Below are 24,410 nucleotides of genomic sequence, written 5' to 3'. Positions count from 1 at the left end.
AGGCTTCATCGGACTGGTCTTGGCCTGTTTTGCAGCAATATTTATTTTTCAGTTAGCGTAGGTCACTATGAAACCAAGTTTATTCAACATCAACTCGCTGTTACTCAATCCTGTTGTAAACCCTCTTCACGAAGCGCAAGAGAAAAAAACGACGCTAAGAACTTCCGCTGGCCAAACCGCATTCGTTGAAGCGGTACAAGCAAGCTTGCCCGGCACAGCTTCATTCAACGACGCAGTAAGCATTATTATCGATACTGTCGCACACTTTTCTATGCATCCGTTTCCAGAAGTTCCTTTAGGAAGAGCTCGTTTACTTGGACTGTTTGCTCAGCACGGCATCCCAGGAGTACATATAAACAAGGTTTTGGAGAAATTAGGCGTACCAAAGGCACAGCCGGGGGCGCTGTCTAATCCGGATATTTTCGCAGAACATTGCTCAGATGATGATGCATATAGGTTGGCTGATTTTTTTTGTATCTCACGGCCCTACGTGGACGGAACTCTAAACACCCCTTATCTGTTGAGAGATGTTAATGATCAATCAGATTTAAGCTTTGTTGAATTGTGGATAGATAGCTGTTCAGAAGAGCTACAGGCTCATTACACGCTAATTATCTATAAGTGTAATGAACCTGGCACATCAGGGACTGTGGCTTACTTGAAGAGAGAACAGTCACTCGATATGCATTTTGTATTTAATACTTACCTACCCATCGGCTATTTCACCACACAAACTGAATATGTTCTTAATGAGCTGTATGAAAGCCTGCGCATTAATTGTCACATCCGAAAATTTGAACTGACTGACACTGCTGAAGCTATATATTCCATGCGAAAGGGAAAGTTTATAAACCCGACAGGATCTCGGTTTCAAAGCTGATAGGAATAGAATTTCGATACAAAAAAGCCCGCGAAATGCGGGCTTTAATTTTAGCTTATTGTGACAATAGCTGATGGTAATTGTGCTTGAAACGGTTATAGCTCAAATCATTATATTCTTCATCAATAATGAATTGAGCATCCCACGCTTTAACAAACGCTGGGTTCTCAACGCCCCCAGTCTCTCCAGGCTCAAAGTCATAATCTGCAGGAAGGCTTTGTTTAGTGTATATGGATGAATCGTGAGCCATTTCAGAAATCAAATCGAACAACGACATTCTTTCTTCTAGATCAATCGTATTTTCTATGTAGGCAAACGCCATACCGTATTGAAGTTCCAAATACTCTTCATCGAAACCGTACTCATCTTCAGCATCGACGAACATAGGTACATCGATACTTTGATCATGTTCTGAGCGATCAGCTATTTGTAATCCACCCGCATAGCGAGCCTGACCTTCTGAATACCAGATAGGCAAAGGGTTGCCATATACTGAATGAGACAATGACTCTTGCATCATCTGGACTAAGCCCTTTCTGATTAATTGGTTGTAATCATCTGGTATAGATAAACTTGGTGCTCTCAGGGCTATGCCAGTGTAATACGCTTCGACATACACACCATCTGTTTCTTCATGAAGGCAAACTTTGATCTTATCTTCATGCGAAACATCGGCTTCAGTCCAGCCATAGCCGGCATAGTCTGACGCTTCCAATATAAGTTCAAGCCGCTTTTCCTTATTACTTGAAATGTAGTCCTGCCAAGCCAAGTCTTGCTTTTCAGTAGTTGATAGCTCATTGAAGTCACCTGGCAAAGAGTCCTTTACTGAAGATAATTCGCCATAATTTTCAACAAAGTTATCAATGGCAAACTTCGCAATATTTCGGCGATTGTTTGTATAATCGTTCCAAGTCATGCCAAAGATCTGTGGGACAAGGTCAACTTGACGTTCAATAAAGGCTGACGCTGTCTTGTAGTCATCCTCCACTGTGTTTTGATTTCCAAAAACAATTACATTATCAGTTTCATAATAATATGAGCTATTTTCTGAACATGCCTTTGCCAGATCAGAAAGCGCTTCATATTTTCCGTCTAATGACGACATCTTTGCGAATGCATTTGGTACGCCGTCAGTGATAATTGTACCATCAGACTTTTCAATGATGACCTCACCACCTGAGTCTGTCTCAACAATGGATTCGTTTTCATTCAATTCGTCATTTGATGAGTCAGAATCACTTCCCCCTCCGCAGGCGCTTAAAAGAAAACTCAAAGTGATAGCTACGACAGTTCTTTTTTTATTAAACATTTCCATTGCGGAACCTCCAATACTACTATTATTTACTGTTTAAAAATTTAATAACGCCCACTCAACATATAAAATATTTGAAAATGGGCAAATCACACGGAACCTTAAGAAGAAGTCTTAGCACGCCTTTATAAATAAGGTTCAAAACTTATTTAACTATTTGTGAGGTATAGGTCCATTGATGCTTCCAGAGATTTTTTTCTAAAAGCACGGGGGGAGTAAATCATTTGAAAAAACAGAATAACTGCTAACGCATTGTAACACCGTAAATTCCATACATCACGCCATCTGTTTCGGCTGTAGTTCTAAAGTACCTATCAGTTGAGAAGTATCCTGCCCAGTACACAGACCGGTCTGATATAAGATGAAACCTTAAATCCGATTTGCTTCTGCCGTAATTCAAATACACTTGCAATGCTCTATCGTATTCTTCTTCTGTAAAAGTTTTTGTATAGATATCTTTCTTACTGTCATGAGAGCCAACAACAAAGATTTCATCATACCCCCTCCATGACCCATTCAGACTTAAATCACCATAACCCGCTCCAGATTTGCTTTCCCACAAAGTTGTGAAAGTAGCATTACCTCCCGATAAAGCCGCTTTATAGGCGTTATTAAGAGCTCTTTGGGTTACGTAGGTCGTTGTTGAATTTCCCGTATAACTGTTCGTCACACCATAGTTCCTAACATTACTCAATCCAACATCGCTTTTTGTGATTGTTATATTGCTAGTTAACGACTTACCGTTAATACGTCGGCTGGTTCTCACAAAACCTGAGCTATCAATGCCATCTAATCGGTCAGAATCCGCTGCTTTTTCGTTTTTTCCGAGTTTGGAGCTATTCAACGCATTATAAGCCCGGGTGACAGCCCTTTGGCTGGCGTACACGTTTGAGCTTCCGCCTGTGTAGCTGTCCGAAATACTGAAGTTCATTACTCGGCCCAGGTCTACATAGTCTTTACTTATCTTTTGGCCATTGACTTTGAGGTGTCCTCCGCTGACATTTAAATCTCCAGAGACTGTGACTCCATTTGGGTCGGTGTATAATTTCGTGGAGCTGTTATACATCAACCTAGCCCTAACATATGAGCTTGAATCTACCATGACAGCAGTGTGCTTCTGCCCACCGGTAGTCGTTCCTTGAAGGTAAATCTCTCTTCCACCAGAACGATTACGCAAATACAGGTCCCCGGTATAGTTATCGATAATGGAATTAGATCCATCATGCTTCAGTCTCATATCAGAACCGCTGCCTAAGCGAATTTCTCGATTATCCTCCCAACGGGTATTTGCATTTACCGCATCATAAGCATTACTTCGGATAAATGAAGATGAATCAAGATTATCAAGCCTGTCCGCATTTACCGCAGTGGCATTTTTATCCAGTTTAAGGTTATTCAAATATACGTGAGAGTTATATACCGCATTTTGAGTTGCATAGAGCGTTGTGCTGTTGCCGGCGTAGCTGTTGGTAGCACCATAATTTTGCACATTTGACAGTCCGATATCGGCTTTAGTTGGTAGATTTGCAGGTGAAAATACCCGGGTACCATTATCATAGACACCTACACTCGCGTAGATTCTGTCAGAATTGACAACGTCAGAATTTACTGTAGTAGAGTTTACTGTCGTTAAATTCGCCAGTGGGGCATTTATCAGCTGTGCATAAATATTTTCAATGTAACCATTTTGAATATCTGCCCGCTGCGCTACCAGAGCTCTGGCAGTAACAGTATCAATGTCGGTAATACTGTAGCCACCCATGTGCAGGTCTGTTTCCATGGTGTTTCGAGCTACATCGCCATCATCGACTCGAGATAACGTGCTATGTAAAACCGGAACCTGGGAAGGTAACCCAAACTGAACGTTAACAGTACTGTCTGTAGTCGTTCCGTTCATAAAGGATGCAACATAATTTGCAACGCTATCTTTTAGGACATCAACAGATAAAATGTAACTATTACCATCCACAACACCGGATACGGTAGTGCCATACATGGTGTCATAACTACCGTAATAAAACCCATCGACAGCCAGGTCTGTAATATCAGTTGGCCATGTACCATTCTCGGAATAGTAGTTCAGCGCTGAGGCTTTCAGGTCAAGAAGCTTATTAGCTGTAATTTCGCCATTTTCGTAAAGCTTGTCATATCCCTCTGCGACAACTTTTGCAGGATCATCAGCCCATACTACAGTGTTGAATCCAGCAGTCATCAACAGTAAAGCGACTTTCATTTTGAGGTGCTTTCGCATTTTATTCTCCGTTTCTCAAATACAACTCACTGAAAATTATTCAGCTCAACAATGGTTTGCTGAGTACAGGTTGATATCCGCCATAATCATCCGTTGCATAGGAGTACTTCTGTCAGAGATAGAGCGCACATACTTTACACGGTCACCTGAAACTGACGCTCCTAATGGCATAATTTCTGACAAAACCGCCAGGTTTTGAGGTTTCTCAACGTCAATGACAGCAGCGGCACTGTAGCCACTTTTTTCAATTTTTAGATGAATATCGTTTAACTGTGGCAAATGAACAGGTTTCTGGAGGAACCCGCCTTCCTGAAGTGTGTCTTGGGTAACTATGCCTGTTTGGCAGGTCGCCCTATGGTAGGCCGTTATAGCAACGATCAGTCTTTCTGTTCTGTCTTTAACCAGAATCTGAGCTTCTTTATCAGAAGCGGACAATTGCATAAGTTGAGGTGCTTTGGTCATAAAAAACAAAGCACCAGCTGACATCAGAAGCATGAAGATGACAATTAATGCCATCCCCGACTGCTTTTTTACTGATCTCATTAGTTAGCAGAAACTGAAATTGTTCCACTGGAGCAACTAGCCGTGGTTTCCAGTGCATACTTTTTAGCTACACGCTCACAAACTGATTGTTGCGCTCCGGTAGCACGAACAATAAGTTGATTCACAGTACTTTGTGACAGATCCCAGTCACCACCATCTGGGTTTGTGCCAGAGCCATTGCCAAATGATAATGGCAGATATTCTTCATCAACCATTTCCTGAATAGTTAAAGAGGCGTATCCATCTGATTCGCCTTGCGCCTTAGAACGCGCCTTACTTATGATGATTGAAATAGCAGTTGAATATTGATTTTCTTTACTATCAGCCATAGCTGGTTGCGTATTACCAGCTACAATAGTGATCCCAATAAAGATTATTGCCAGTACTACGAAAATCTCTATAAGGGTAAAGCCTTTTTGATTATTTTTAGGTGTTAACGTTTTCATCTAACTCTCCGGGTTTATAAAAATGACTTGCTGAAAATTTGAATAATGGCTGACATGCTTAGCATGATTAGAAAAAAACCTGATGCGAATAGAAGTAGCCAGACTTTAGTCACCGCCTGACGCGTTTGCATTTTGATATCTTTTTCTGCGTCTTCGCTTACCTCAATGAGTCCACGAGCGAACGTTTCATTATCTACATTGATAAAGTAGCGTTGAAGCCTGACCATAAGTGCCGGACTGATTAGGCCCTTCGCAAAGTACTCACTCTTATCCGTGCCGATGCCGGCACCTCTAATCATGTGCTCCAAGAAGTAATGAATGGCTGGTGGCGCATACCCTTTAATTACTCTTAAGGCCTCAATGTCCTCGGTCTGAGCCAGTTTCATATGACCCAGTAGCCTTAAAACTCTTACTGACCAGAATTCTCTGAATAATGCAAAGGGCCAGATATCGTCGATTTTGGCTCTCGCACGGCCCAAAAAAATGGAGATATTGTTTGTAAACCCATTGTCGCCAAGCACGTCCTCTAACATCCGCTTTTTATGCCCAAATTTTCCATCCCGGCGCCAGTTCGCCTGGCCATGCGTAAAAATCAGAACTACAAATCCAGCGATCAGAGCAATGAAAGGCCAGTTTGATTGCAAAAGTTCAGAAGTGTTGAGTGCCAAATTTATTTCGAATGTTGATGGTGGTTCGGGGTTGATCATAGGAATGATGAAGCCGCCAGCTACTACCTGAGAGACGATACCAAAAACAAAGAACATCAATGGCAAGGCCAGCTTCATTAGCGCATCAAATTTTATGTCAGCTTCATCTTTTAAAAGTCTAACAACGTTCAAAACACCGCTTTTATCACCAGATACTTGCTTAGCTAACTCAAAACCAAGCCCTATAACCGGGTTGAAGTACCTTCTTAGCAATTCATCAAAACCTTGGCCGGCAACAACCGCGTCTCTTAATTGATTAGCTATTTCTGGAACAACATGTTTATCGCCGTAAATTGACGAGTACTGCTTACTAACACTCTCCAAAGACTCTTTTAACCCGATATCTCTGGCTAAATAGCTATTCAGCTGTTCTATAAACTCAATCTGCTGAGTTTTACCAAAATTATTTTTTCTTTTGAGCCAAAATAATCCACTATTCAGGTGACCGACTAACTCGCTTTGCGCAATCATCACTCTTCACCTACTAGCAGTTCGGCGCAGCGGTCAATATCTATTACACCGGCTTTAACCAATTGTTTAGCTTGTTGCTGAACAGTGATGTATCCGTTCTCTAAAAGATAAGCTTCCCAACCGCTCCAATCTTCGGCCAGAATAAACTGTCGGTCCTTACGCTTAACATCAATCAACTCCAAAAGGGGACGACGGCCCTTCTCACCAGTGTGTAAGCATTCGTCGCAACCATCTGGGTTTCGAATGTATAAGCCAAGCTCAGTGCCAGTAATGCCAACCTCAGAAAAATATCTTTGGCGATCAGAAAACTCTGCCTCAAACAGAGTGTTTGACTCATCAAGTGGAACTTTGCATTTGCTACACAGCTTGCGAATCAGGACTTGGTACATCAATAGGCTCAATCCCTGCGGCATAGCCATGTCAGAATAGCTGACACCAAGATCATTAAACCTTTTCGGGATAGCTATAGCTGAAGGAGCATGGGTACTGGTTAAGGCAAAAAGACCTGTATTTCCGACTTCAAGAGTGAAGCGCGCAGTTTCTTCATCCCGGGACTCTTGTACGAACACACCATTTGGTGTTTGTCGAAGTATGCTTTTGAGTTGAAACTTTGTACCAACTTTCAAATCCATACTGTTTTGGATAATGTTGGGATAACCAGGTGGTTTTTCAGTTTCAATAGGATCTTCGAAAGTTTGGTAATTCTTATCTTTCGGTAAACCTAAGAGAATTGCGAAGTTAGTTGTGCTCTTGCCGCTACCTGTGGGGCCGGCGGTTATAACTACACCTCTTGCTTTGCTGGTTTTGCGGTGTATTAGTTCAAGTTGGTCTTTAGGATAACCAAGTTCAGATAGTTTCTTCGCCTTCTTTGTCAGACGCATATCAATGTAAAGTTCACCGGGACGACTTGTTTTAGTCTTGGTAAAACGAAGATCTAAACGCTGCCTAATTCCCCCACGGCCATCATAAACCTTATAGGGTATCTGTTTTTCTTGGGGAGTAGTTACCTCATCGAACGTACCCGCTGTCATGCCTATACCGCCAATTCCATCATAAACTGCGGCACACATAGAGCGGCCAAATCGATAGTTTTTCAGCGGGTATTGTTCAGGTATTAACCGGCCGTCCACCTTAAAATTGGCAAATGCAGTATCGTTTGATTGGGATAAGGTTATATAGACGTCTTCTGCATTTACATCCAAAGCACGTGCCATTAGTCCTTGGAACTGCTGTAACGTTTCTTCTTTATCAATCTCTCTGCTTACATCTGTGTCACTGAATGTCCTTTCCCGCCGCTGCTCCGCGATATCTTCAGTTTTCGCAACTTGAACACTACGAACCGGCTTGTTTTTCATCGATAACAAAGAAATTAGCCGGTAAACTTCTTCACGTTTATTAAGGCTTGAGTAGTCGTCAATCAGAAGGGTACCGCCCTCGTAATATAGCGCATTAATACCACCGGCCTCTTCACTTAGCTGATCGATTAAGCCAGTGTTGTTATCCAAATTTAAATGATGTACACCTTTTAAACTTGGAATTTTTTCAAAGAATTCAGTCTTGTTGTTAACAAACGAAAGCATGCTTATCCTTAAATGCAGACTTTAGAGTTAGAGTTAGGCCGGCTATTTGTATCAACCAATGTCACGCATCGACTGTTGTCATCCAGACCTGTCACACTCATGCCTGCCACAATCACACCTTTCTGTACGGCCTTATACATTTCACCATTGATTTCTAATGTCGCTGATGAGGGGCGTCCTCTGTACCCTTGCTTATATCCTTTGAGCTGTACTATTACTTTTTCTATTTCTTGCAGCTCATCATTAGCATCAAGATGACGCGTTGCACCTGGCATCTCTTGAGTAGAGGCGATTTGATGACCATTTCGTACTGCTTCCGCTTGTTGAAGATATTTTTCTCTTTCTAAATTTTCTAAAGCCTCTTGCTTGGCCAGTGTTGCACGTGTGGTAATTTGCCGCTGCGCTCTCGTGGCCATGCGTGCTTTGAGCCACTCTTCTTCCTGCTTTGGGTTTAGTGCATATTCAAAAATCTTCGCGATTGCAGTAGCTGTCTTATAGTCAGGTGCAGTAACAAATTCAGGGTTAGCTTCTTTCTTTTCTTTTTGTGCCAAGCGGTTAACGTCAGACTCAGCACCAGAAACTTTAGAAGTGGGAACATCTTTGTTCGCAAATAGTTTCTGTATTGATTCGATGTCCGCTTGCTCAGCTTTTTTGTCCGTCAAGTATCCGTAGGTGACAAAACTCAAGCCGCAACAAACTGCCGCAGCCGCATAAACAGTTTTCCGATTAAATTTTTTCTTAGGCATTGTTTTCTACTCCTGCAATTTCAATTTTAAGCGTTGCTTCCCAAGTCTTTGCATGCCGGTCACGAAGCTTCATTTCCAAATAATCGAAACTGTAGGGAAAGCCTTTCATGAGAGAGCCGATAGATTCGAGATCATCAGTAAATATTTCTGGAAAAGTGATTTCACCCTGGCTTATAAACCAGTGGTCATTCCCTATCTGCTCTTTCTTTGATATGCCATAGTCAACGTCAATCCAAAGGTCATCTAAGCCCTGACTTAACCAGTTGTGCCAAGTGCCGACATGAAAGCGAGCAAAATCTGAGTACAGCTCTTTTTTGATAATATTTTTCGCAAGGTAAGCTGTTCTGCCCGAAATATTCATCTCGTATAGATTATCTTGGGCGAATTTAGCTAACTCAGAGACTTCTCCATAAACTGAATCCAATACAAAATACTGCTCAATTATCCCTTTTTTATTTTTGACGACTTTTATTTCGGTTAACGACCAACCTCTCAGAAGTTTGGCAGCGTTAACTTGTCGATAGATGTCTCGCAATATCGGCTTTGGTGCAGCACTTCTATTAACGTAAAAATCCTTTAGCCCTGCATATGGGGAGACTTTTTGAGTTTTATTAGCGCTGTTGACGTCAGTTTTTTCTGGGACTTCGGGCTGTATATAAAAGAACACCGCTGCAGCAAGCGCGGCGGCTAGCCCTGTTATGGCAAGAGGATTTGTCTTTTTGGATGTACGATTTAATTCTTTTTCAATTTCAACAGCTAAAATAGGCTTAATTTGCCTAATTTCACTGAATTCTTCCTGTTTTTCCGGATCTAAAGGAAGTTGCAATTTATCTGCGACAACAACACTTTCAGCACCCTTGGGCTTAACAGCAACATTGCAATACCATGGTGCGTCAAGCAGTTCATTTTGATGTAGCGCACAAAAGGCTATAAGCCTTTGTACATCAGTAGAGTCGTCAGAACTGTCAACGCCAAATTCAAACTCATCGCTAAAATTACCTTGAATTTTTGCGAAGATATAAACGCTGTCACTTTTTAAAACCACTACAACGAATGTTGGTCTCTGCACTTTGCTTAAGAGCGCGGGCCCATAAAGTTTGGCACCTTCTTCAGCACCAAAAATTACGATGTTTTCATCCGTACGGTATATTGCCCCATGAAACAATTTATCATTTTCTAAACTAGCGACTGCCTCTTTCAGTTCAGAGCGTCGATTAGCAGGAACATGCGCATTCTTAGTGGCTTTAAGCATATTCATAGATAAACAGCCTCAACCACCATGACGAGCTCAACATCCGTACCGCTTGATGAGCGAGTAAAACCCGAGGTTCCATTCAAAGACTTGAGTGTCTGTGTTTCTTTTACGCTGAATCCACCGACAAGAACCGGTCTACCAGGCTTCATTTGAACGATAGCTTCAATTTCTCTATCGCTGATCTCCGGGCTTTCGACTTGATTGCCTTCCTCACCCTTTGTATCCAGTCCAAGTAGTGATGATAAGCTCGTTGAGAGTTTGACAAGTACGTCGCTGGGCCCAATATTGGGGACTGCGTACAGTACCCTGCCAGACTCAACAACTTCCTGTTCGATTGATGTGGTTGTACCTACGTCTGCAGTCTGGGCGAGCCGTCTGTCGGCTATATAACTCCTTTTTTTCACATCAGTGATTTTCATCAGTCTGTGATTAGCCGCCACACCACGCAACACCGTTTTATCAAGAATAGTGCCTTGTTCACTCAATGCCTGAAGTGCCAAATTGGTACCAGAGGTATGAGAAAGTACAGCACTGCCCAGGTTACCCATGCCGCCTAAAAGGCTAGTACCAGTATTAGGCTGAGTCATAATTCCAAAATCAGAATTACCTAAGACAGAATCTTTGAGTGATAAATCTAAACTGAGAGCAGTATCTTCTTTCAATTCAACTGCGACTAACGTCACATCAAGTCTTACCTGCCGCAGTTCTCTTTCTGTTTTCTCTGCTATGAATTTATCAACCTTTTGCATTTGTGATGGTAAAGCGCGAACTAGCAGAGAATTATCGCTTTCAAGTTTTTCTACTTTCGAACCACTGTCACACAGATCATTTTGAGTCAGCTGAAATTCGATGTCTTCATTTAAGGTCTGAGCTACTGAGCTAGTACCACTTAAAGAGCCCAAAGCGCTGGCAGCACTTTGTTGGGCCTTACAGCCTAAAATTATTTCAACACCCTTTTTGAAGCTATCCAGAGGATCGAATTCGCCAGTTAAAGTGCCGTATTCCTCTCCATGCGACTTAACTGCCTCTGATGTAGCGTTTTGTGAGCTTTGGCTTTGGGAATCAAGGCTTGTTTCTCCTTTTTTACCAATTGCGAACTCATAATTTCCGGTAATAGACCTAATTGGAAATACGCGCTCTACATATTTACTAAAAATAATCGCGTTACCATTAGGCTCGACTTGGTACCCGGTTGCAGATGCCAAAGCTTCTAAATATCCACCAATGGTTGAATGCTCGCCGGCAATTGAAACTTTCTTTTGTTCAAGAACCCCTGGTCGATATTCAACGCGTAAATCTTTGCCTTCCAAAAGCATGCTCAAAACTTGCTGTAGCTCCAAACCGTCCACAGCAACCGAAGCAAAATCGTCATACCATTTAGGTAAGCTTGCTTCCTCGGCGGTTAGTTCAGGCACGTACATCGCACTAAAACTATGTACATTAGGCAAATTATCTACATAGTCTCTTTTGCCTTTGGCGATAAGCAGCTCTTGGTTTGTATCCTCTGCCTTTTCAGTAGGAGCGTTTATTGCCGAACACGCACAAACAGATATCGCCACTCCGATAGCGGATAGGGGCTTTAGAAAATTTGTCATTTCCCAACCCCTGCAAAATACCGATGAAATTCCGCATCACCTTCATAAAACAACACGTGGATATCATTGGCGAACTGACCATATGCTACTGCACGTCTATCTACCTCATAGGCCTCTACAATCTTTTGGATAACAGCTTTTTTATTTGATTTAAGTATGCACATATCAGCAGGCACTACATGTCTGCCTACTTTTGACACTAATCCTTGATTATTGGGATAGAACTCGTCTATGAGGGCCTCAACATTCTCTACTAGCGTCCCCTTTTTGAGCATAAAACCATAAAAACGATGCTCGTTATCCACCAAGGCTCTTTCGTCTTCAGTTCTGTTTTCACACCATAGTTGTGGATCTGGTTTATAAGTAGCTTCCGGATGATTAGCTGCGCTCAAGGTATCAACTTTGTAGACCTGCTTGTTAAGACTTTTTTGAGTTGATGTTTCCGCTTTGTCGTTAGTAATCGATGCGTGATCTACCAGGCTATTTCTTTGCCCGACCACCTGATCTGAAGGTTGACTCACAAGCGATGCATACATTTCAGATTTGCATTGCTCAACATAGTCCTGTTCAGCGCCAGCGTCAGCACATGCGCTGAAGCTTATGACGCCTGCGATTGCTATTAATTTTAATTTCATCTAACGACAACTTATTGTTCCGAATTTGAAAACAATATAAACACTCAATTCGTTAGACAAAACCGGAATCCCGATTTATTGACATTATTCACAAATGCTTTATCGGCGGGGGTTGAGAGTGATTCTGTGGAAACATTAAATAGGAAAGTGATTCGTATCTTTATCAAAGCTACTTTGTCTAACAAGCTACCTATACAGGTTTGTTTTGCAGTTCATCGAGCCATTGGTAAATAGAGGTAAGTTCGCTGCACATAACCTCCCAAAAAGGTTCAAGCTCTTCAACACGAGATTGGGGATCTTCTATCTCAGCAACATCTGCAATTAGGTCATCAGACAACTTAATACCTTTCAGTTGGCAATTAGACGTTAATCTAAATGATACTCGCTGCAAGTAGCTGATAGAAAGTTCGAGACATTTCTTACCATGATTTATGAGCATGGCAACTTCGTCTGACTGCAAGTTCTGTTTTTTCAAGGTCGCTTTTGCTGACTGCTCTGACTGTAACGAAGCTGAATCTTCGAGGTCGATTTCTTCCGGTAGGGACTCATCAGGATTATAAAGCCAGCTAGTAAGGTGCAAATCAATTCCCTGTGTGCAAAATTCACTAACACGGAATGAGGAATAATGCTTCTGCATTAGCCCTGTGAACTTTTTAATCGTTCTGGTTGAGCTATCACTAAAAAACAGCCAACGATTATCAGTATCGATGATTATGTTGAGATAGTTTTCATCAGCTTCTTGCTCACTGAGCATCTCACCTAATACTTTATCTCTTACCTGCTGTGATTCCTGCTTTGATAAAGCACTTAATTCGATACTCTTAGCTTTAGCAAGTTCACGTTTCTTTTCTGCAACACGCCGGTCTAATTTATTCTTTTTAATCTTCTTATCTTCAACGGTTAGGCTCAATAGATACCAGGTACCCACCTTGTGAAAAAAATGTTCTGGGTCATGATATCCAACGACACTTGAGAACCCGAATGATTCTTTCTGCGCAGGTTTTATATCTACATGTTTTAGAAGAGGCACGAATTGTTTCAATTTGTGCTCAGTAATAGTCTCTCCATCCCCAAGTTCATATTTGTAGGCAACTGCACTTTTTAAGAAATGACCGAACATTAGTTACCACCCGGCACAGGATTTAGCAATTTCATAATTACCACGCCACTTGGCCCACATGCCACGGTAGTTGCAACGAGCTTCTTGCTCTGCCTCTAATAAAGCCTGAGAGCGATTATGATCTGTATCAACTTGATAATACCCCTCACGAATGAGAGACAGGCTAAGAGCCTTACGGTTTACGACAATATCACCGTACATAGTCTCACCTTCAACTTCCTCGACTATTATCCCAAGCTGGTTTCCTGCTAACTTCTCCCTTAGCAGTTTGCAGGCGCTTTCATTTGAGCGATTCGTGTCACACGTTTCTTCTCTGCTTTTACCAAAATCTGGACCAAGCAATTTGAGTCGCATAAGATTGCCGCTCTCCAGCTTTAGTACAACTTCACCTGGATTTTCCACATCATGTAGTTCTCCAAAAAACTCATTGCCATAGGCTGAGAGAAAAGGAATAAAACACATCGCAATCACTATCGATTTTGTTCGATTAAACAATTTTCTCTCTCCCTGGCGCCGGTAATAAACCAATAAACTGGGTCAATGGCATAGGCTTAGCATATAAAAAACCCTGAACATTCAACACACCCCATTCTTCAAGATCTATTACATCATCTGGATTTTCTACGCCTTCAACTACAAGTGATTTATTCATCGCGAGCGTCATACCTACAAGACTTTTTACTATCGCTTCTCGCTTGACACTATCTGCACTCATAACCGACTTATCTGCTTTCAACTTATCAAATGGAAAGTTCAATAAAGCTTCTAAACCATTACTGCCGATGCCGAAGTCATCAATTGATATTGAAATACCAAGCTCCTGCATTTGATTAAGTAAATTGGCTGTGATGTTGACTGGAGTAGTCCTAAGATACTCTGTGACCTCAATCTCAATGTTTTTAAAAGTGTTTAGGCATGAATGTCTATTCTGTAAGTAGGACAGTGTCTGTTCATTGAGTTGTTCTCCATCCATATTGATCGCAACCTTACCTTTGAAACCTGCAGAACAGAGTTTGTCAGAGATTTCTAATGCTTGGTTTATAGTCCAGTTGGTAAACTCCTGGCCTATATTTGAGCGTCTTACCATCGGCAAGAAGCGATCTGGTGTAAGAACTTCACCATTGTCGCGTTTAAATCGGACCAGCAGCTCAACATCTGTAAACTTTTGCTCTTTGAGGTTGAATTGCGGCTGTAGGTACATCATCAGCTTAGTATTGTGGCCAGCTCCTTTGCTGAACTTCGTGCAGTTCACTATATGTCCCCGCCCACTTCACATTCTAATCTATCATTGTTGCCGGCAGTCCATACTTGCGGAGTGAATGCAAAATCATTGTATGTCTCAGCGATTAAATTACTCTGATCGTTAAATATAGATTCATCAATTGTTTGCTCAATACATTGCATTGACGAGATATGAGATTGGATACTACCTTCCACATAGTTACCTGGAATAAGGTAAGAAGCAGTTGTTTGATGCTCACTTATATATATCTTGAAATAGTAATGTTGCTCTCTATCCTTGTTGTATGAGTAACCTGCAAGTACCTTTAAAGGTCCGAGTTTCTTAGCCATTTTTATTTCGTACTTTTCCAGCTCATTCCAAACACCTCCCGAACGATTCAATGCTGGAGCCATAGGTACTCGGTTGAAGCTTAAAAACCTACTTTTAATATCTGCAGATGTTATTTTTTCATTGGCCAAATGCCCGTAATCCCAATGCAGATTCCTGGCTTGGGCGAGTACTTCACTTTTTTGAAGCTCTGCTTTGCTATCATAATCTCTGTATCTCGGGTTTCCCCAGATATGAAAGGGGGAGACTTCATATGCAGAGATAGCTACACCACTGTGCTTGTAGTCTTTAAATGTAAGATAATCTCCAACGCAATGGCCTTTAAACTCTTCACTAACAAGCTCAGATAGTTCAGGACAGCCGGCATCAATTGCAAACGCTTGGCCAGTCGCTAGAAACACACAAAGTGCCGCTATTCCCTTAAACCCCATTAAGCAACTCCCTCATGCCCCGGGCATAACCTTTGTTGAAAAGTTCATACGCTTGAGTTTCTTCAGTGAATGGGTTTTCTATAGCGTATAACTCCAGCGCTGCTTCATATCCTAAGTCTTTAAGCTTTTCTGCTATAGGTTCAGATATCTCGGGGATGCTCTGAATTTGATTTTCTACCTCTCTCAATCTTTCGTTGAATGGCTTATCTTTTTGCAAAGGTTCAACCATTACATCCCCATCATCAGTACGCGCCGATATATGCTTTTGTGTGCATCTGATATAAAGCACACTGGGTTCATCTACATTGAAACCATCTGTGATATAAGATTCTTCTGATCGAGTAATGGATATTTTACCTGCTATTATTTGCTGACAGAGAATGTTTTCAGCCCGTGTAGACCGTGCAGCTTTTTGAATCTCGGTGATATCCAGAAAACCTTCAATATGTATATGATTCACGCCTGAATCTGCATAATTCTCTAATAATTTTGATATCTGCTCGATCATGATTCGCTCACAAAGTTGCTTTCTTTTGCAACGACATTGTTTCTACCATTATGTTTAGCCTCATACAGGAGTTCGTCGGCTCTGCTTTGCACTTTTTCAAATTTCTCATGCAGATAAGACGGAGAGGTGGCCCCAATACTGACTGTCACCTGTACTATTTGAGCCGGAGATGCCGATAGGTTGCGATCTTCCTCAGTGCTTTTTTTTCGCTGAGCGGTATTTCTTATTCTGAACGGGTATTGTTCTATATCTAAACGAACTTCTTCTAAATACTGCTTCGCTTCTTCAGGTGATTTGCCGGGAAACAAAAGAGTAAACTCTTCGCCCCCGTAGCGATAAGCCTTCCCTCCCCCGCCAACTCTATTGAATTTTTGGGCAACCATTTTGAGCACCTGATCCCCTACCTCGTGACCGTGAGTGTCATTGAATTTTTTAAAGTGATCGACATCGGCCATGGCAACTGTGTAATCGGTGCCAAGGTTGGATGAATCCATGCTTAGACCTCTCCGACCTTTTATTCCTGTAAGCTCATCGTAGTAAGCCATGTTGTGCGAGTCTGCTATTTGCAGGCAGATGCACAGACAAGCAAGGAAGGTTAAAGTTAGATTGGTAGCAACCAAGTGGTTGTAAATTAGGATTGTATGAGAAATAGCAATCACTGAGATTATGAAATTATTGTTTGTAGGCTTTTCCAGCATTCGATAAATGCAATACATAATAACTGTGCTATAGATTATCAGTTCTATTAATTGCCTTTTTGAGCTTAGGAAGTGTTCTATTGCCATACCGATAAGCATCCAGACCACGGTCATGAAAGCGAGCAATAAAAAGCCATCAAATATGCCTTTGATGGTCACGCTTCTATCCTTGCCTTTTAAGGTAATTGCTAGAGCCATGACCATCCCTGTTACCAAGCTAATCTGATATATGTCGGTGAACAGAAGCGATGGCTGAATAAACAATATAACTTGGCTTAGTAACAGGTATAGAGCCGCATTGAGGATTCGCTGCTGGTTTAACTTTAGGGATAACGCTACGGCTCCCAAAGTTGCAGCAACTGGCAGCCACGGAAGCTTTGAAAGTGGCTGCACTAAGGCTGGTGGAGAATTAAGGTAAACTCCCCCTCCAATCAGGATAATTACAAGAAGCGAGAATTTTGTTATCGCGCTTTGTATATCTTTGTTTAAGTACATCTTGAATCTGACTCAACTGCTCTACAACTTTCGATGGGTCAGACCCTACCCTTTTTGAATTTGAACGTAACGCAATTTCCCGATTTATTAACATTATCTCGTTTTACTTTAATCCAAAGCTCAGTACTGTTGCAGCCACGGAACAGATAGAGTAAGTAGGTTATCAAAATCACTTCTTCAGGATTAAATAGCAAGCAATTGAAGGAGCTTGCGGGACAAGGAAAAGTCTCCCAGCTCATAGCCATAGGGAACCGGGATACTGGCTGGCTCATAAGTGTTACATTTCGTGATGATATTTGGTTCCTACAAGCAGCCGGCACGAACTCACCGCGAGTGATTAAAACTGAGCTCGCGCTTTACAAATTAATAAAAAAGGTAGGTTGTGCAGCTACACTTACGGACTTGGAATTTACAATGAAAAATACTGCTATCGATATGGCTGCAATGTTTGCAGTCGCTCAATTGAACTTGGACGCAAATAATCTCTCATTACTGTCAAAAGACGTCGTCATGCTTTACACAAATTCAATAATGGAAAAATGCGATTTACGCGTATCTGAAGATGACTTAATCAGCGCTATAAAAGAGTACATAGTTGATACAGCCCTGTTCACTTCCAAATTGAACACGCAATGTCTAAGCGCAGGAAACTCCGAAGTAAAGCCTCTTAGCCTGCTTTGGACTCATCTGCATAGCCTGGGAAATATTCATTCTGCCTACCAGAACCAGGTAGAAAGTGTTTTGGCTAATTTGAAAAGTGAACATCTGCAGTAGATATTTATGAAAGAGTCTAACGGGAAGCCAGTAGGGCTGTTGAACGAAGATCCATCTCCGGAGTCTCGCCACATCGTAAATTATCTTCAATGTATTGGAGATTTCTGTCGGCGTTACCGTAATCTGCAAGATGAAAACACACGATCTCGGGAGAACTTCGCTAAGATTGTGCTTCAACCGTATTTAGGAACTGTTCCGGCCAGAACTACGCTTGAGAGATGCGAGCAAGGCTCTGCAGCGACTAATTGGGGGATCGTCGCTTCATACATTTATGAAATGGGTGCTTTCCCCGATCTCATAAAAGTTCTTTCCCAAGGCCAGGCACCAACCCTACGAATAATGCAACTCATACAAAAACAACAAAAAGACGCTTTAAGTGAGTCAAAGCATAGAGCCACCTCCTCGTTAAATGGATCCGACGAAAAAGAGCGCTTGGTCAGGGCTTTGCGTAAATGAAAAATTTCATACATGTTCACCGCTGGAGTAACAGCATTCAAGACTATCAATATGTCGGTCACCTGTTATATGAAAACGAGCTTACTGGGGGAGCTGTTTCATTTTTTTATGACCGTGATTACATCAATGCTGGTGGTCCTTCATTAGAGCCTAGAAACCTGGCAACAAATAAAAATCATGGTAAGCATGTCGTAACAGCTGGAAATGGGGTTTTGCCATTATATTTCCAACAATTTTTGCCGGGAGCGTACGGACAGGTAATGCTGAAAAATGAGTTTGCGCATTTCGAACGATTAAACCAGTTCCAGAAGCTATCTATTTGTGCAGAGCTGTTTGGTGACCATATTGCTATACGACTAAATGCACAAAACAATCAAAGTAATCTCAGTGCTGACTCCCATACAGATCTGACTAAGCTGACACTTGCTATTCAAGAATCAAAGCCTGATAACCTACGCAGTCCCATTGGCTCAGATAAGTTGTCTGCGACGTGTTCACTGCCAGGGAGCCGCAGCAAAATTGAATATACATCCACTGAGGATGGACAGCGATACGTTTTAAAACCAAATGCATCTAGCCAATTCAATGAAAGTCAGGTTCGTCACTTCGTGCATCTAATCGAAGCAAAGGCTGGAATAGACTCTGCCCCAATAAAAATGCTTAGCCTTCATGAAGGAGGTATTGAAGTCGCTTTGCAAAAGAACTTTAAACATCACTTTGAAATGGCTGATGACAGTGCGTTATTGCTTAAATTTAATTCCGTCGGTTTTGATGTTTTGCATGGGGAAAACTCTTTGCTATCGCCCTCCCCTGCTTTCAGTTACAAAGATGCAGCTGCTATAGTCGATACCTATAGCGTATCGCCTGAGGAAGATAAGGAGCAGTTGCTTTTAAGGGCACTTTTCAGTGCTGCCATCAATCACACGACAAATGGCCTAGACAACTTAAACCTAGTTGACCTGGGGTCTAATCATTGGCGCCTGGCGCCAGCTTACAATACCCTTCCGAATCCTCTTCAAGAATCGACATTCGCTTTAAGGTTCAGTGATCATCAAGTATCCCGGATGCACTTTGATTTGAATGATAGTTTTGCTGTTGATTTGGCTTTATCTATGAATTTACAACCTGAGTCTGGTAGTTCAGCGCTAGACAAAGTAAATACTGCTTTGGCTAACAGGCATGAGCTATATGAACAAGCGAATATCGATTCCTCTACTCAATCAGTAATTGAGTTGGCAATTGGCTCAGGAAAAGGCATTTATACTTATTCACACCCTCAAGACACTGAACAACTATCGCCTGGAATGCGGTGAATCCACCGGTAGAGTTGGGTACCTGAAAGCAAAGTCTATGAGTACTTCCCTCTAATTTGCGCAGCATTTAACGACAATTACATTCGTCTTAAATCAAAGTATTTAGATGAGATATCGTAATGAATGCACCTGACTTTTACCAACCTGGCCTTTTGACTATTACACCTAACACTCGGCTTAGAGACGCTGTAATTGCAAAGGCTACTGATGCAAAAATTTTAGAAGAGGGCGTACAATCCGTTAAAGTCCCTTCAGTGCTGTCATTGGCTGATTATATCGAAAAGGCATGGAGCAACCTTCAATCGCAAGATTTCCAAAAAGCTACCAATTGCGCATTATTGAGCGACACCACTTTGTTTTATCGGTGGGTAGATGTAATTCGTAAAGATAAAAATATCGAGACAATTCTTAATCCAACTGAACTTGCTAACCAAGCTGTTGCTGCCAACAAGAGACTGGCACAGTGGTGTGTGGGTAGCTTTGATGCAGACTCGGCGGAATCAGAAGTGTTTAAGAATTGGCAAAAGGAGGTAAAGCGCTCCACTTACGGAGTAGTTTCTACTGAAGAAGCGCTGCTCATAATCATAGAAGCGATTGAAAGTGGCGTTTTAGCTGCTCCGGAATGTGTTTGCGTATTTTCGTTTGACGATCTGCCACCTCTCCATGAAAAGTTATTCCAGGCCTTTGCGAAACATTCGGATGTCTTTCACAGTGACTTTTCAGATATAAATCAAGCGAAACCCTTTTCGCTGAGTAACTATGATGATGATGAACAACTATCGAATATGGCCAAATGGGCCCATCACGCTCACTTACAAGATCCTAAAGCACGAATAGCTATCGTAGTACCCGACTTACCTGCAAAACGTGAAGCTATTGTAAGTGCTTTAAATGAAGTTTTTGAACCGCAGGTGATATTGCCTAATGTTCCCAGTTACACCCAGCCTTATAACATAACTGCTGGTACACCTCTTTCCAGCCAACCACTGATAAACACGGCCTTAAAAATCCTTCGCACTGGACTAGAGGAAGTTGCAGCAGAAGAAATTTTTAAAATTGTTAAGTCTCCTTTTATCGGTCATTCAATCATCGAGAGAAGCAGACGCGCCCGGTTCGATTTACAACTTAGAGAAAGGGGAAACACTACATATTCATTGCTGAACTTGACCGGAGACCCAACTTGCCCTCGAAAACTTTCTTATGCTATTGGGAGGTTTGCTAACACACTGAATAACCGGGGTAGCGCTACTTCATTGGCTCAATGGTTAACGTTGTTCGATGACTCTCTAAAAGCGATCGGCTGGCCTGGGGAACGCAACCTCAACTCCGAAGAGTTTCAAGCGTTAAAGCAGTTCAAGGAGCTACTTTTGGAGCTCAGTGGCAATTTTACGTTTGAGACTGATATTTCAATTGATGATGCTTTGTTTTATTTACTAACAGCTTGCAATAACACTTTATATTCACCTGAAACAAAAGAAACGCCTATTCAGGTTATGGGGTTACTCGAAGCTGCCGGCCTTCGGTTTGACAAGATGCTTGTGCTAGATATGAATATGGGTACCGTCCCAGCTAAAGCTTCTCCAAATACTTTTTTACCACTACAGCTGCAGATTGACCATAAAATGCCTCATGCAGATGCTAATCGTGAACTTTCATTTTTTGAATCCATATTGAGTAGATACAGTAGAAACTGTACTGAAATTGTTTACTCGTACTGCCAATATCAACATGAATCTGAGTTAACGCCGAGTTATTTTGTTTCTGGAGACGTTGCACCAGTAGAATGGTTCAACGCGCCTTCAATTGACTATCAGTCATACCTCCTTCACCGAATACCGGTGCAGACCGAATTTGATGAGCCGGCTCCAATAGATATATCCCAAAAGGCCCGGGGGGGCGTCTCAATCCTACAGAAAGAGACTTTATGCCCTTTCATGAACTTCATGGATAACCGCTTGCGGGTGAGGGATTTCCCCATGGTAAGAGATGGCCTAAGCGCCTCTGTCAGAGGCCAGTTACTACATGACATCATGGCTCGGATCTGGAGAGTTTTAAGGGCTCAGGCAGACCTGCTCGAATTAAATGAAGAGCAACAGCACCGCCTTGTATCACAAAAGATAGATGAATCTTTTATAGCCTTAAGAGGGCGTCATGATATTGATGAAAGTTTGTTAAAGATGGAAAAATCCAGTTTTAATCTTATCGTTAACCAATGGTTGGATTTTGAGAAAACACGGCCGCCATTTATGGTTGAAGCTATTGAGGAGGATCGAACAGTCATACTTGGCGACTTACTACACAACGGGGATAAAGAAAGCGCCAGCTCGGGCAGTATTTCAATTTCTATTCGACTTGACCGAATAGACTGTGTGCAGGACGAAAACAATCAATTCACCTCTAAAGTTCCAATTGATTATAAATCTGGCAGTTTATCATTGAAGATTTCGCCTACTGCCTTACGCGATGTGCAACTTCCACTTGCCGCCATTTCAGAGCCCGCTGATGTCTGCGGAGTGGCCTATGCGGGTATTAAAAAGAATGGAATCAGAATGCTGGGAGTAAGTGATGGCACAGATGTGGGCAAGGGGATGGTACCCACTGAAAAAGCGAGATTAAGCCTTTCAAGTGACTTCAAAGAGGCACTGGACCATTGGAAGAGCCAACTCAATCTCATAGCTAAGCGCTTTATTGCCGGTGCAGCACAGGTCACCCCTAGTACAGATGCTTGTAGATATTGTAAGAAAAATATCATTTGCCGTAGCTAACACGATACAAAATGGCGCCCAGCTCCGGTCCTGTTATCAAGTCTGAGTCTGGGCCTTGTAATCATCGTATTTAATCTGAAACGTAATGCTTTTAGCCATAATAATTGGCCTTTCAATCCATCTATAGCTAACCAGCCCAATAAGGTAAGAAGCCGCTAAGGTGGCCACACCGGCTAAAAGTGTTTCTATTCCCCATGGTAAGGAAAATGTATTAACTATAGGCACGGCTAACACCCCCAAAAGTGGATAGTGGAATAGATAAATACCGAAACTCGACTTTCCTAGAGACTGTAGACTTTTATTGTTAAGCACATTCTGCAGAACAGGCAAATGCAATAAGCCCAGTAATAAGCCCCCCCAAGCAATACCGTACAAGGTATAAGCTATATTAGAAGCGTGTTCACTGCCCTTTCCAACCAGAAAAGGATTAGATGCTCCTCCTTTCAGGTTAATCAGAAGCATGGCGGCACCTACTGCAAAAAATCCTAAAGCTACCAGCCGATGATTTCGAGTTAAACGGCGCCATAGTAAATCTACGCCAAATATCAGTGCTCCAATCCATATACCTACAAAGAGGTAGCCGCTTACAAAGAAATAGGAAATACTTAAAAAGATCGACAGGCACATGGCTCTAGTAACCTGGCTCGATGCTAAATTATTTAGGATGCTGCCAAAGACGCCGAACGTGATCACCGCAAACATTTCCGGCGTCATCATCCACAATACAGGGTTATGACGATAGTCAAAGGCAAACAAAGAAGAGCCGAACCCCTGCACTAACACGTCCCAAAATATCATAGGTTCTTGGCTTTGATAGATGTTCTTCAGTTTCGAGCCAGTTTCTTGAATAAAAGCATCGTTATTAAGTAAACCTAATTGACCTGATATGAGCACAAAGAGCAACGAAGCTGTGATAGGTACTGCGAACCGCAGATATCTTCGCCCTATCTGTTGAATATGGAAGGCTCTCTCTTTGTTGTCTGCATACCAGACCGATCGCATTAGCAAATAGCCTGACAATACAAAAAATCCAGATACAGCGAAGGCCCCATTGTAAATATATGTGAGCGGAGAAAATACAAAAGTGAAGTCAAAGTATGAGCCATCGTGCCATACAGTCTCGTGCGTCATAGCTGTTGGATAAAATACTTTCAAAAAGTGTTCGCCAAAGACAATTAACGCCAATAAGCCACGCAGGCCATCAAGGTAACCTAATCGCTTCATTTATTTGCTCCAGCTTTCTGACTCGCCAGGTCGGCTTTTGCTTGTAGCAGCGTGTCTCTGAACATTAGGGGAATACTATCGCTCACTGGTTTGCCATCTATTGAAAAATATCTACTTTTCTTTGTAATGTGGCCAGAACTTGTCAGAAAAAGGCCTTGGTCATTCCAATACAGTTCATCGCCATCAATAGTCAGAATAGGGCTACCATCCTTGAACACTATTTTTCCGTAACGATTCATGTAAACAGCCTTTGCTATGGCAAAAGCTTCACCATTTTCAAACTTAACAACTTCCCGCTCAAGGCGTTGTTCATCATAGGTAATAAGTTGCCAGGGACCTTCGCTTCCAAAAGGTGGAGACATACTAATAGTAGAAATTGAATTTTCAGGCGTGCAGCCAAAGGCGATGACAGCCAATATGAGAATAAGTACGAAGCGTATATTTTGCATGTTGAGGACCTTGCCAACAAAGGTTAGGTCATCTTACGGAGATGCTGGTGGCGTCGATATACAATAAGTTCAATAAGTAGAGATTTCTTAGTTTGCGGTGGCAGTCAGGCGAAACTTCAATAGAAAACAGAAATTTTTATATTTAACAGTCCAGAACAATGCTCACCTGAACTCGAGACATGTAAC

The 24,410-nt window shown here is 42.0% G+C and carries 23 protein-coding genes; 5 read left to right on the top strand and 18 right to left on the bottom strand.

The annotated features are described in order from the left end of the window. Positions 1 to 67 precede the first annotated feature (67 nt). A complete protein-coding gene (locus tag F458_RS0114250; protein ID WP_018984103.1) occupies positions 68 to 880 on the top strand; it encodes a hypothetical protein in 813 nt (270 codons plus the stop codon). Between the two features lie 55 nt (positions 881 to 935). Here F458_RS0114250 and F458_RS0114245 read toward each other — a convergent pair whose 3' ends face one another. The 16 genes from F458_RS0114245 to F458_RS20205 form a co-directional block, all read right to left on the bottom strand. Next, the gene (locus tag F458_RS0114245; protein ID WP_018984102.1) at positions 936 to 2,195 is read right to left on the bottom strand and encodes a hypothetical protein; all 1,260 of its coding nucleotides are present in this window, start codon (positions 2,193 to 2,195) and stop codon (positions 936 to 938) included. 241 nt (positions 2,196 to 2,436) lie between these two features. Next, positions 2,437 to 4,443, bottom strand: coding sequence for a hypothetical protein (locus tag F458_RS20210; protein ID WP_018984101.1), 2,007 nt, complete (start codon positions 4,441 to 4,443; stop codon positions 2,437 to 2,439). Positions 4,444 to 4,488: 45 nt separating this feature from the next. Further along, a complete protein-coding gene (locus F458_RS0114235) occupies positions 4,489 to 4,959 on the bottom strand; it encodes a hypothetical protein (protein ID WP_018984100.1) in 471 nt (156 codons plus the stop codon). Between the two features lie 26 nt (positions 4,960 to 4,985). After that, positions 4,986 to 5,432 (bottom strand): type II secretion system protein, encoded by a 447-nt coding sequence (locus F458_RS0114230; RefSeq protein WP_018984099.1) that lies wholly within the window; start codon positions 5,430 to 5,432, stop codon positions 4,986 to 4,988. A 14-nt stretch (positions 5,433 to 5,446) separates the two neighbouring features. After that, on the bottom strand, positions 5,447 to 6,610 hold the full coding sequence (locus F458_RS0114225; RefSeq protein ID WP_018984098.1) for a type II secretion system F family protein: 1,164 nt from the start codon (positions 6,608 to 6,610) through the stop codon (positions 5,447 to 5,449). After that, the gene (locus tag F458_RS0114220; protein ID WP_018984097.1) at positions 6,610 to 8,190 is read right to left on the bottom strand and encodes an ATPase, T2SS/T4P/T4SS family; all 1,581 of its coding nucleotides are present in this window, start codon (positions 8,188 to 8,190) and stop codon (positions 6,610 to 6,612) included. The genes F458_RS0114225 and F458_RS0114220 overlap by 1 nt, the downstream gene beginning before the upstream one ends. Positions 8,191 to 8,198: 8 nt before the next feature. Next, a complete protein-coding gene (locus F458_RS0114215; protein WP_018984096.1) occupies positions 8,199 to 8,936 on the bottom strand; it encodes a hypothetical protein in 738 nt (245 codons plus the stop codon). Beyond that, on the bottom strand, positions 8,929 to 10,194 hold the full coding sequence (locus tag F458_RS0114210; protein ID WP_018984095.1) for a hypothetical protein: 1,266 nt from the start codon (positions 10,192 to 10,194) through the stop codon (positions 8,929 to 8,931). Before F458_RS0114210 ends, F458_RS0114215 begins: the two co-directional genes overlap by 8 nt. Then, positions 10,191 to 11,786: a hypothetical protein gene (locus F458_RS0114205; protein ID WP_018984094.1), complete on the bottom strand. Its 1,596-nt coding sequence runs from the start codon at positions 11,784 to 11,786 to the stop codon at positions 10,191 to 10,193. The genes F458_RS0114210 and F458_RS0114205 overlap by 4 nt, the downstream gene beginning before the upstream one ends. Next, positions 11,783 to 12,421, bottom strand: coding sequence for a hypothetical protein (locus F458_RS0114200; protein ID WP_018984093.1), 639 nt, complete (start codon positions 12,419 to 12,421; stop codon positions 11,783 to 11,785). Before F458_RS0114200 ends, F458_RS0114205 begins: the two co-directional genes overlap by 4 nt. A 190-nt stretch (positions 12,422 to 12,611) precedes the next feature. Beyond that, positions 12,612 to 13,541, bottom strand: coding sequence for a recombination-associated protein RdgC (gene rdgC / locus F458_RS0114195; RefSeq protein WP_018984092.1), 930 nt, complete (start codon positions 13,539 to 13,541; stop codon positions 12,612 to 12,614). Between the two features lie 3 nt (positions 13,542 to 13,544). Next, positions 13,545 to 14,036, bottom strand: coding sequence for a thermonuclease family protein (locus tag F458_RS0114190; RefSeq protein WP_156824259.1), 492 nt, complete (start codon positions 14,034 to 14,036; stop codon positions 13,545 to 13,547). Then, positions 14,029 to 14,793 (bottom strand): EAL domain-containing protein, encoded by a 765-nt coding sequence (locus F458_RS0114185; protein ID WP_156824258.1) that lies wholly within the window; start codon positions 14,791 to 14,793, stop codon positions 14,029 to 14,031. Before F458_RS0114185 ends, F458_RS0114190 begins: the two co-directional genes overlap by 8 nt. Next, positions 14,793 to 15,542 carry a DNA/RNA non-specific endonuclease gene (locus tag F458_RS0114180; RefSeq protein ID WP_018984089.1) on the bottom strand — a complete coding sequence of 250 codons (750 nt, stop codon included), beginning with the start codon at positions 15,540 to 15,542 and terminating at the stop codon, positions 14,793 to 14,795. Before F458_RS0114180 ends, F458_RS0114185 begins: the two co-directional genes overlap by 1 nt. Further along, positions 15,532 to 16,050 (bottom strand): hypothetical protein, encoded by a 519-nt coding sequence (locus F458_RS0114175; RefSeq protein WP_018984088.1) that lies wholly within the window; start codon positions 16,048 to 16,050, stop codon positions 15,532 to 15,534. The genes F458_RS0114180 and F458_RS0114175 overlap by 11 nt, the downstream gene beginning before the upstream one ends. Beyond that, entirely contained in the window at positions 16,047 to 17,243 is a 1,197-nt protein-coding gene (locus F458_RS20205) for a GGDEF domain-containing protein (RefSeq protein ID WP_018984087.1), read from the bottom strand. The genes F458_RS0114175 and F458_RS20205 overlap by 4 nt, the downstream gene beginning before the upstream one ends. A gap of 198 nt (positions 17,244 to 17,441) precedes the next feature. Here F458_RS20205 and F458_RS0114165 point away from each other — a divergent pair, with 198 nt between their 5' ends. From F458_RS0114165 to F458_RS0114150, 4 genes are all read left to right on the top strand, one after another. Then, a complete protein-coding gene (locus F458_RS0114165) occupies positions 17,442 to 18,017 on the top strand; it encodes a hypothetical protein (RefSeq protein WP_018984086.1) in 576 nt (191 codons plus the stop codon). 6 nt (positions 18,018 to 18,023) lie between these two features. Beyond that, on the top strand, positions 18,024 to 18,473 hold the full coding sequence (locus tag F458_RS0114160) for a hypothetical protein (protein WP_018984085.1): 450 nt from the start codon (positions 18,024 to 18,026) through the stop codon (positions 18,471 to 18,473). Further along, positions 18,470 to 19,786, top strand: coding sequence for a HipA domain-containing protein (locus F458_RS0114155; RefSeq protein ID WP_018984084.1), 1,317 nt, complete (start codon positions 18,470 to 18,472; stop codon positions 19,784 to 19,786). The genes F458_RS0114160 and F458_RS0114155 overlap by 4 nt, the downstream gene beginning before the upstream one ends. 119 nt (positions 19,787 to 19,905) lie before the next feature. Beyond that, positions 19,906 to 22,551: a PD-(D/E)XK nuclease family protein gene (locus F458_RS0114150; RefSeq protein ID WP_018984083.1), complete on the top strand. Its 2,646-nt coding sequence runs from the start codon at positions 19,906 to 19,908 to the stop codon at positions 22,549 to 22,551. Positions 22,552 to 22,587: 36 nt separating this feature from the next. On the opposite strand, the gene F458_RS0114145 is transcribed toward F458_RS0114150, so the two are convergent. Then, the gene (locus tag F458_RS0114145; protein ID WP_018984082.1) at positions 22,588 to 23,775 is read right to left on the bottom strand and encodes an acyltransferase family protein; all 1,188 of its coding nucleotides are present in this window, start codon (positions 23,773 to 23,775) and stop codon (positions 22,588 to 22,590) included. Then, positions 23,772 to 24,224, bottom strand: a complete 453-nt coding sequence (locus tag F458_RS0114140) for a hypothetical protein (protein WP_018984081.1) — start codon at positions 24,222 to 24,224, stop codon at positions 23,772 to 23,774. The genes F458_RS0114145 and F458_RS0114140 overlap by 4 nt, the downstream gene beginning before the upstream one ends. Between the last annotated feature and the right edge of the window lie 186 nt (positions 24,225 to 24,410).

Source organism: Salinimonas chungwhensis DSM 16280 (genome assembly GCF_000378185.1).
Lineage (GTDB): Bacteria > Pseudomonadota > Gammaproteobacteria > Enterobacterales > Alteromonadaceae > Alteromonas > Alteromonas chungwhensis.
Note: the sequence above shows the minus strand (reverse complement) of the source record. Positions and strands in the feature narration are given on the sequence as shown.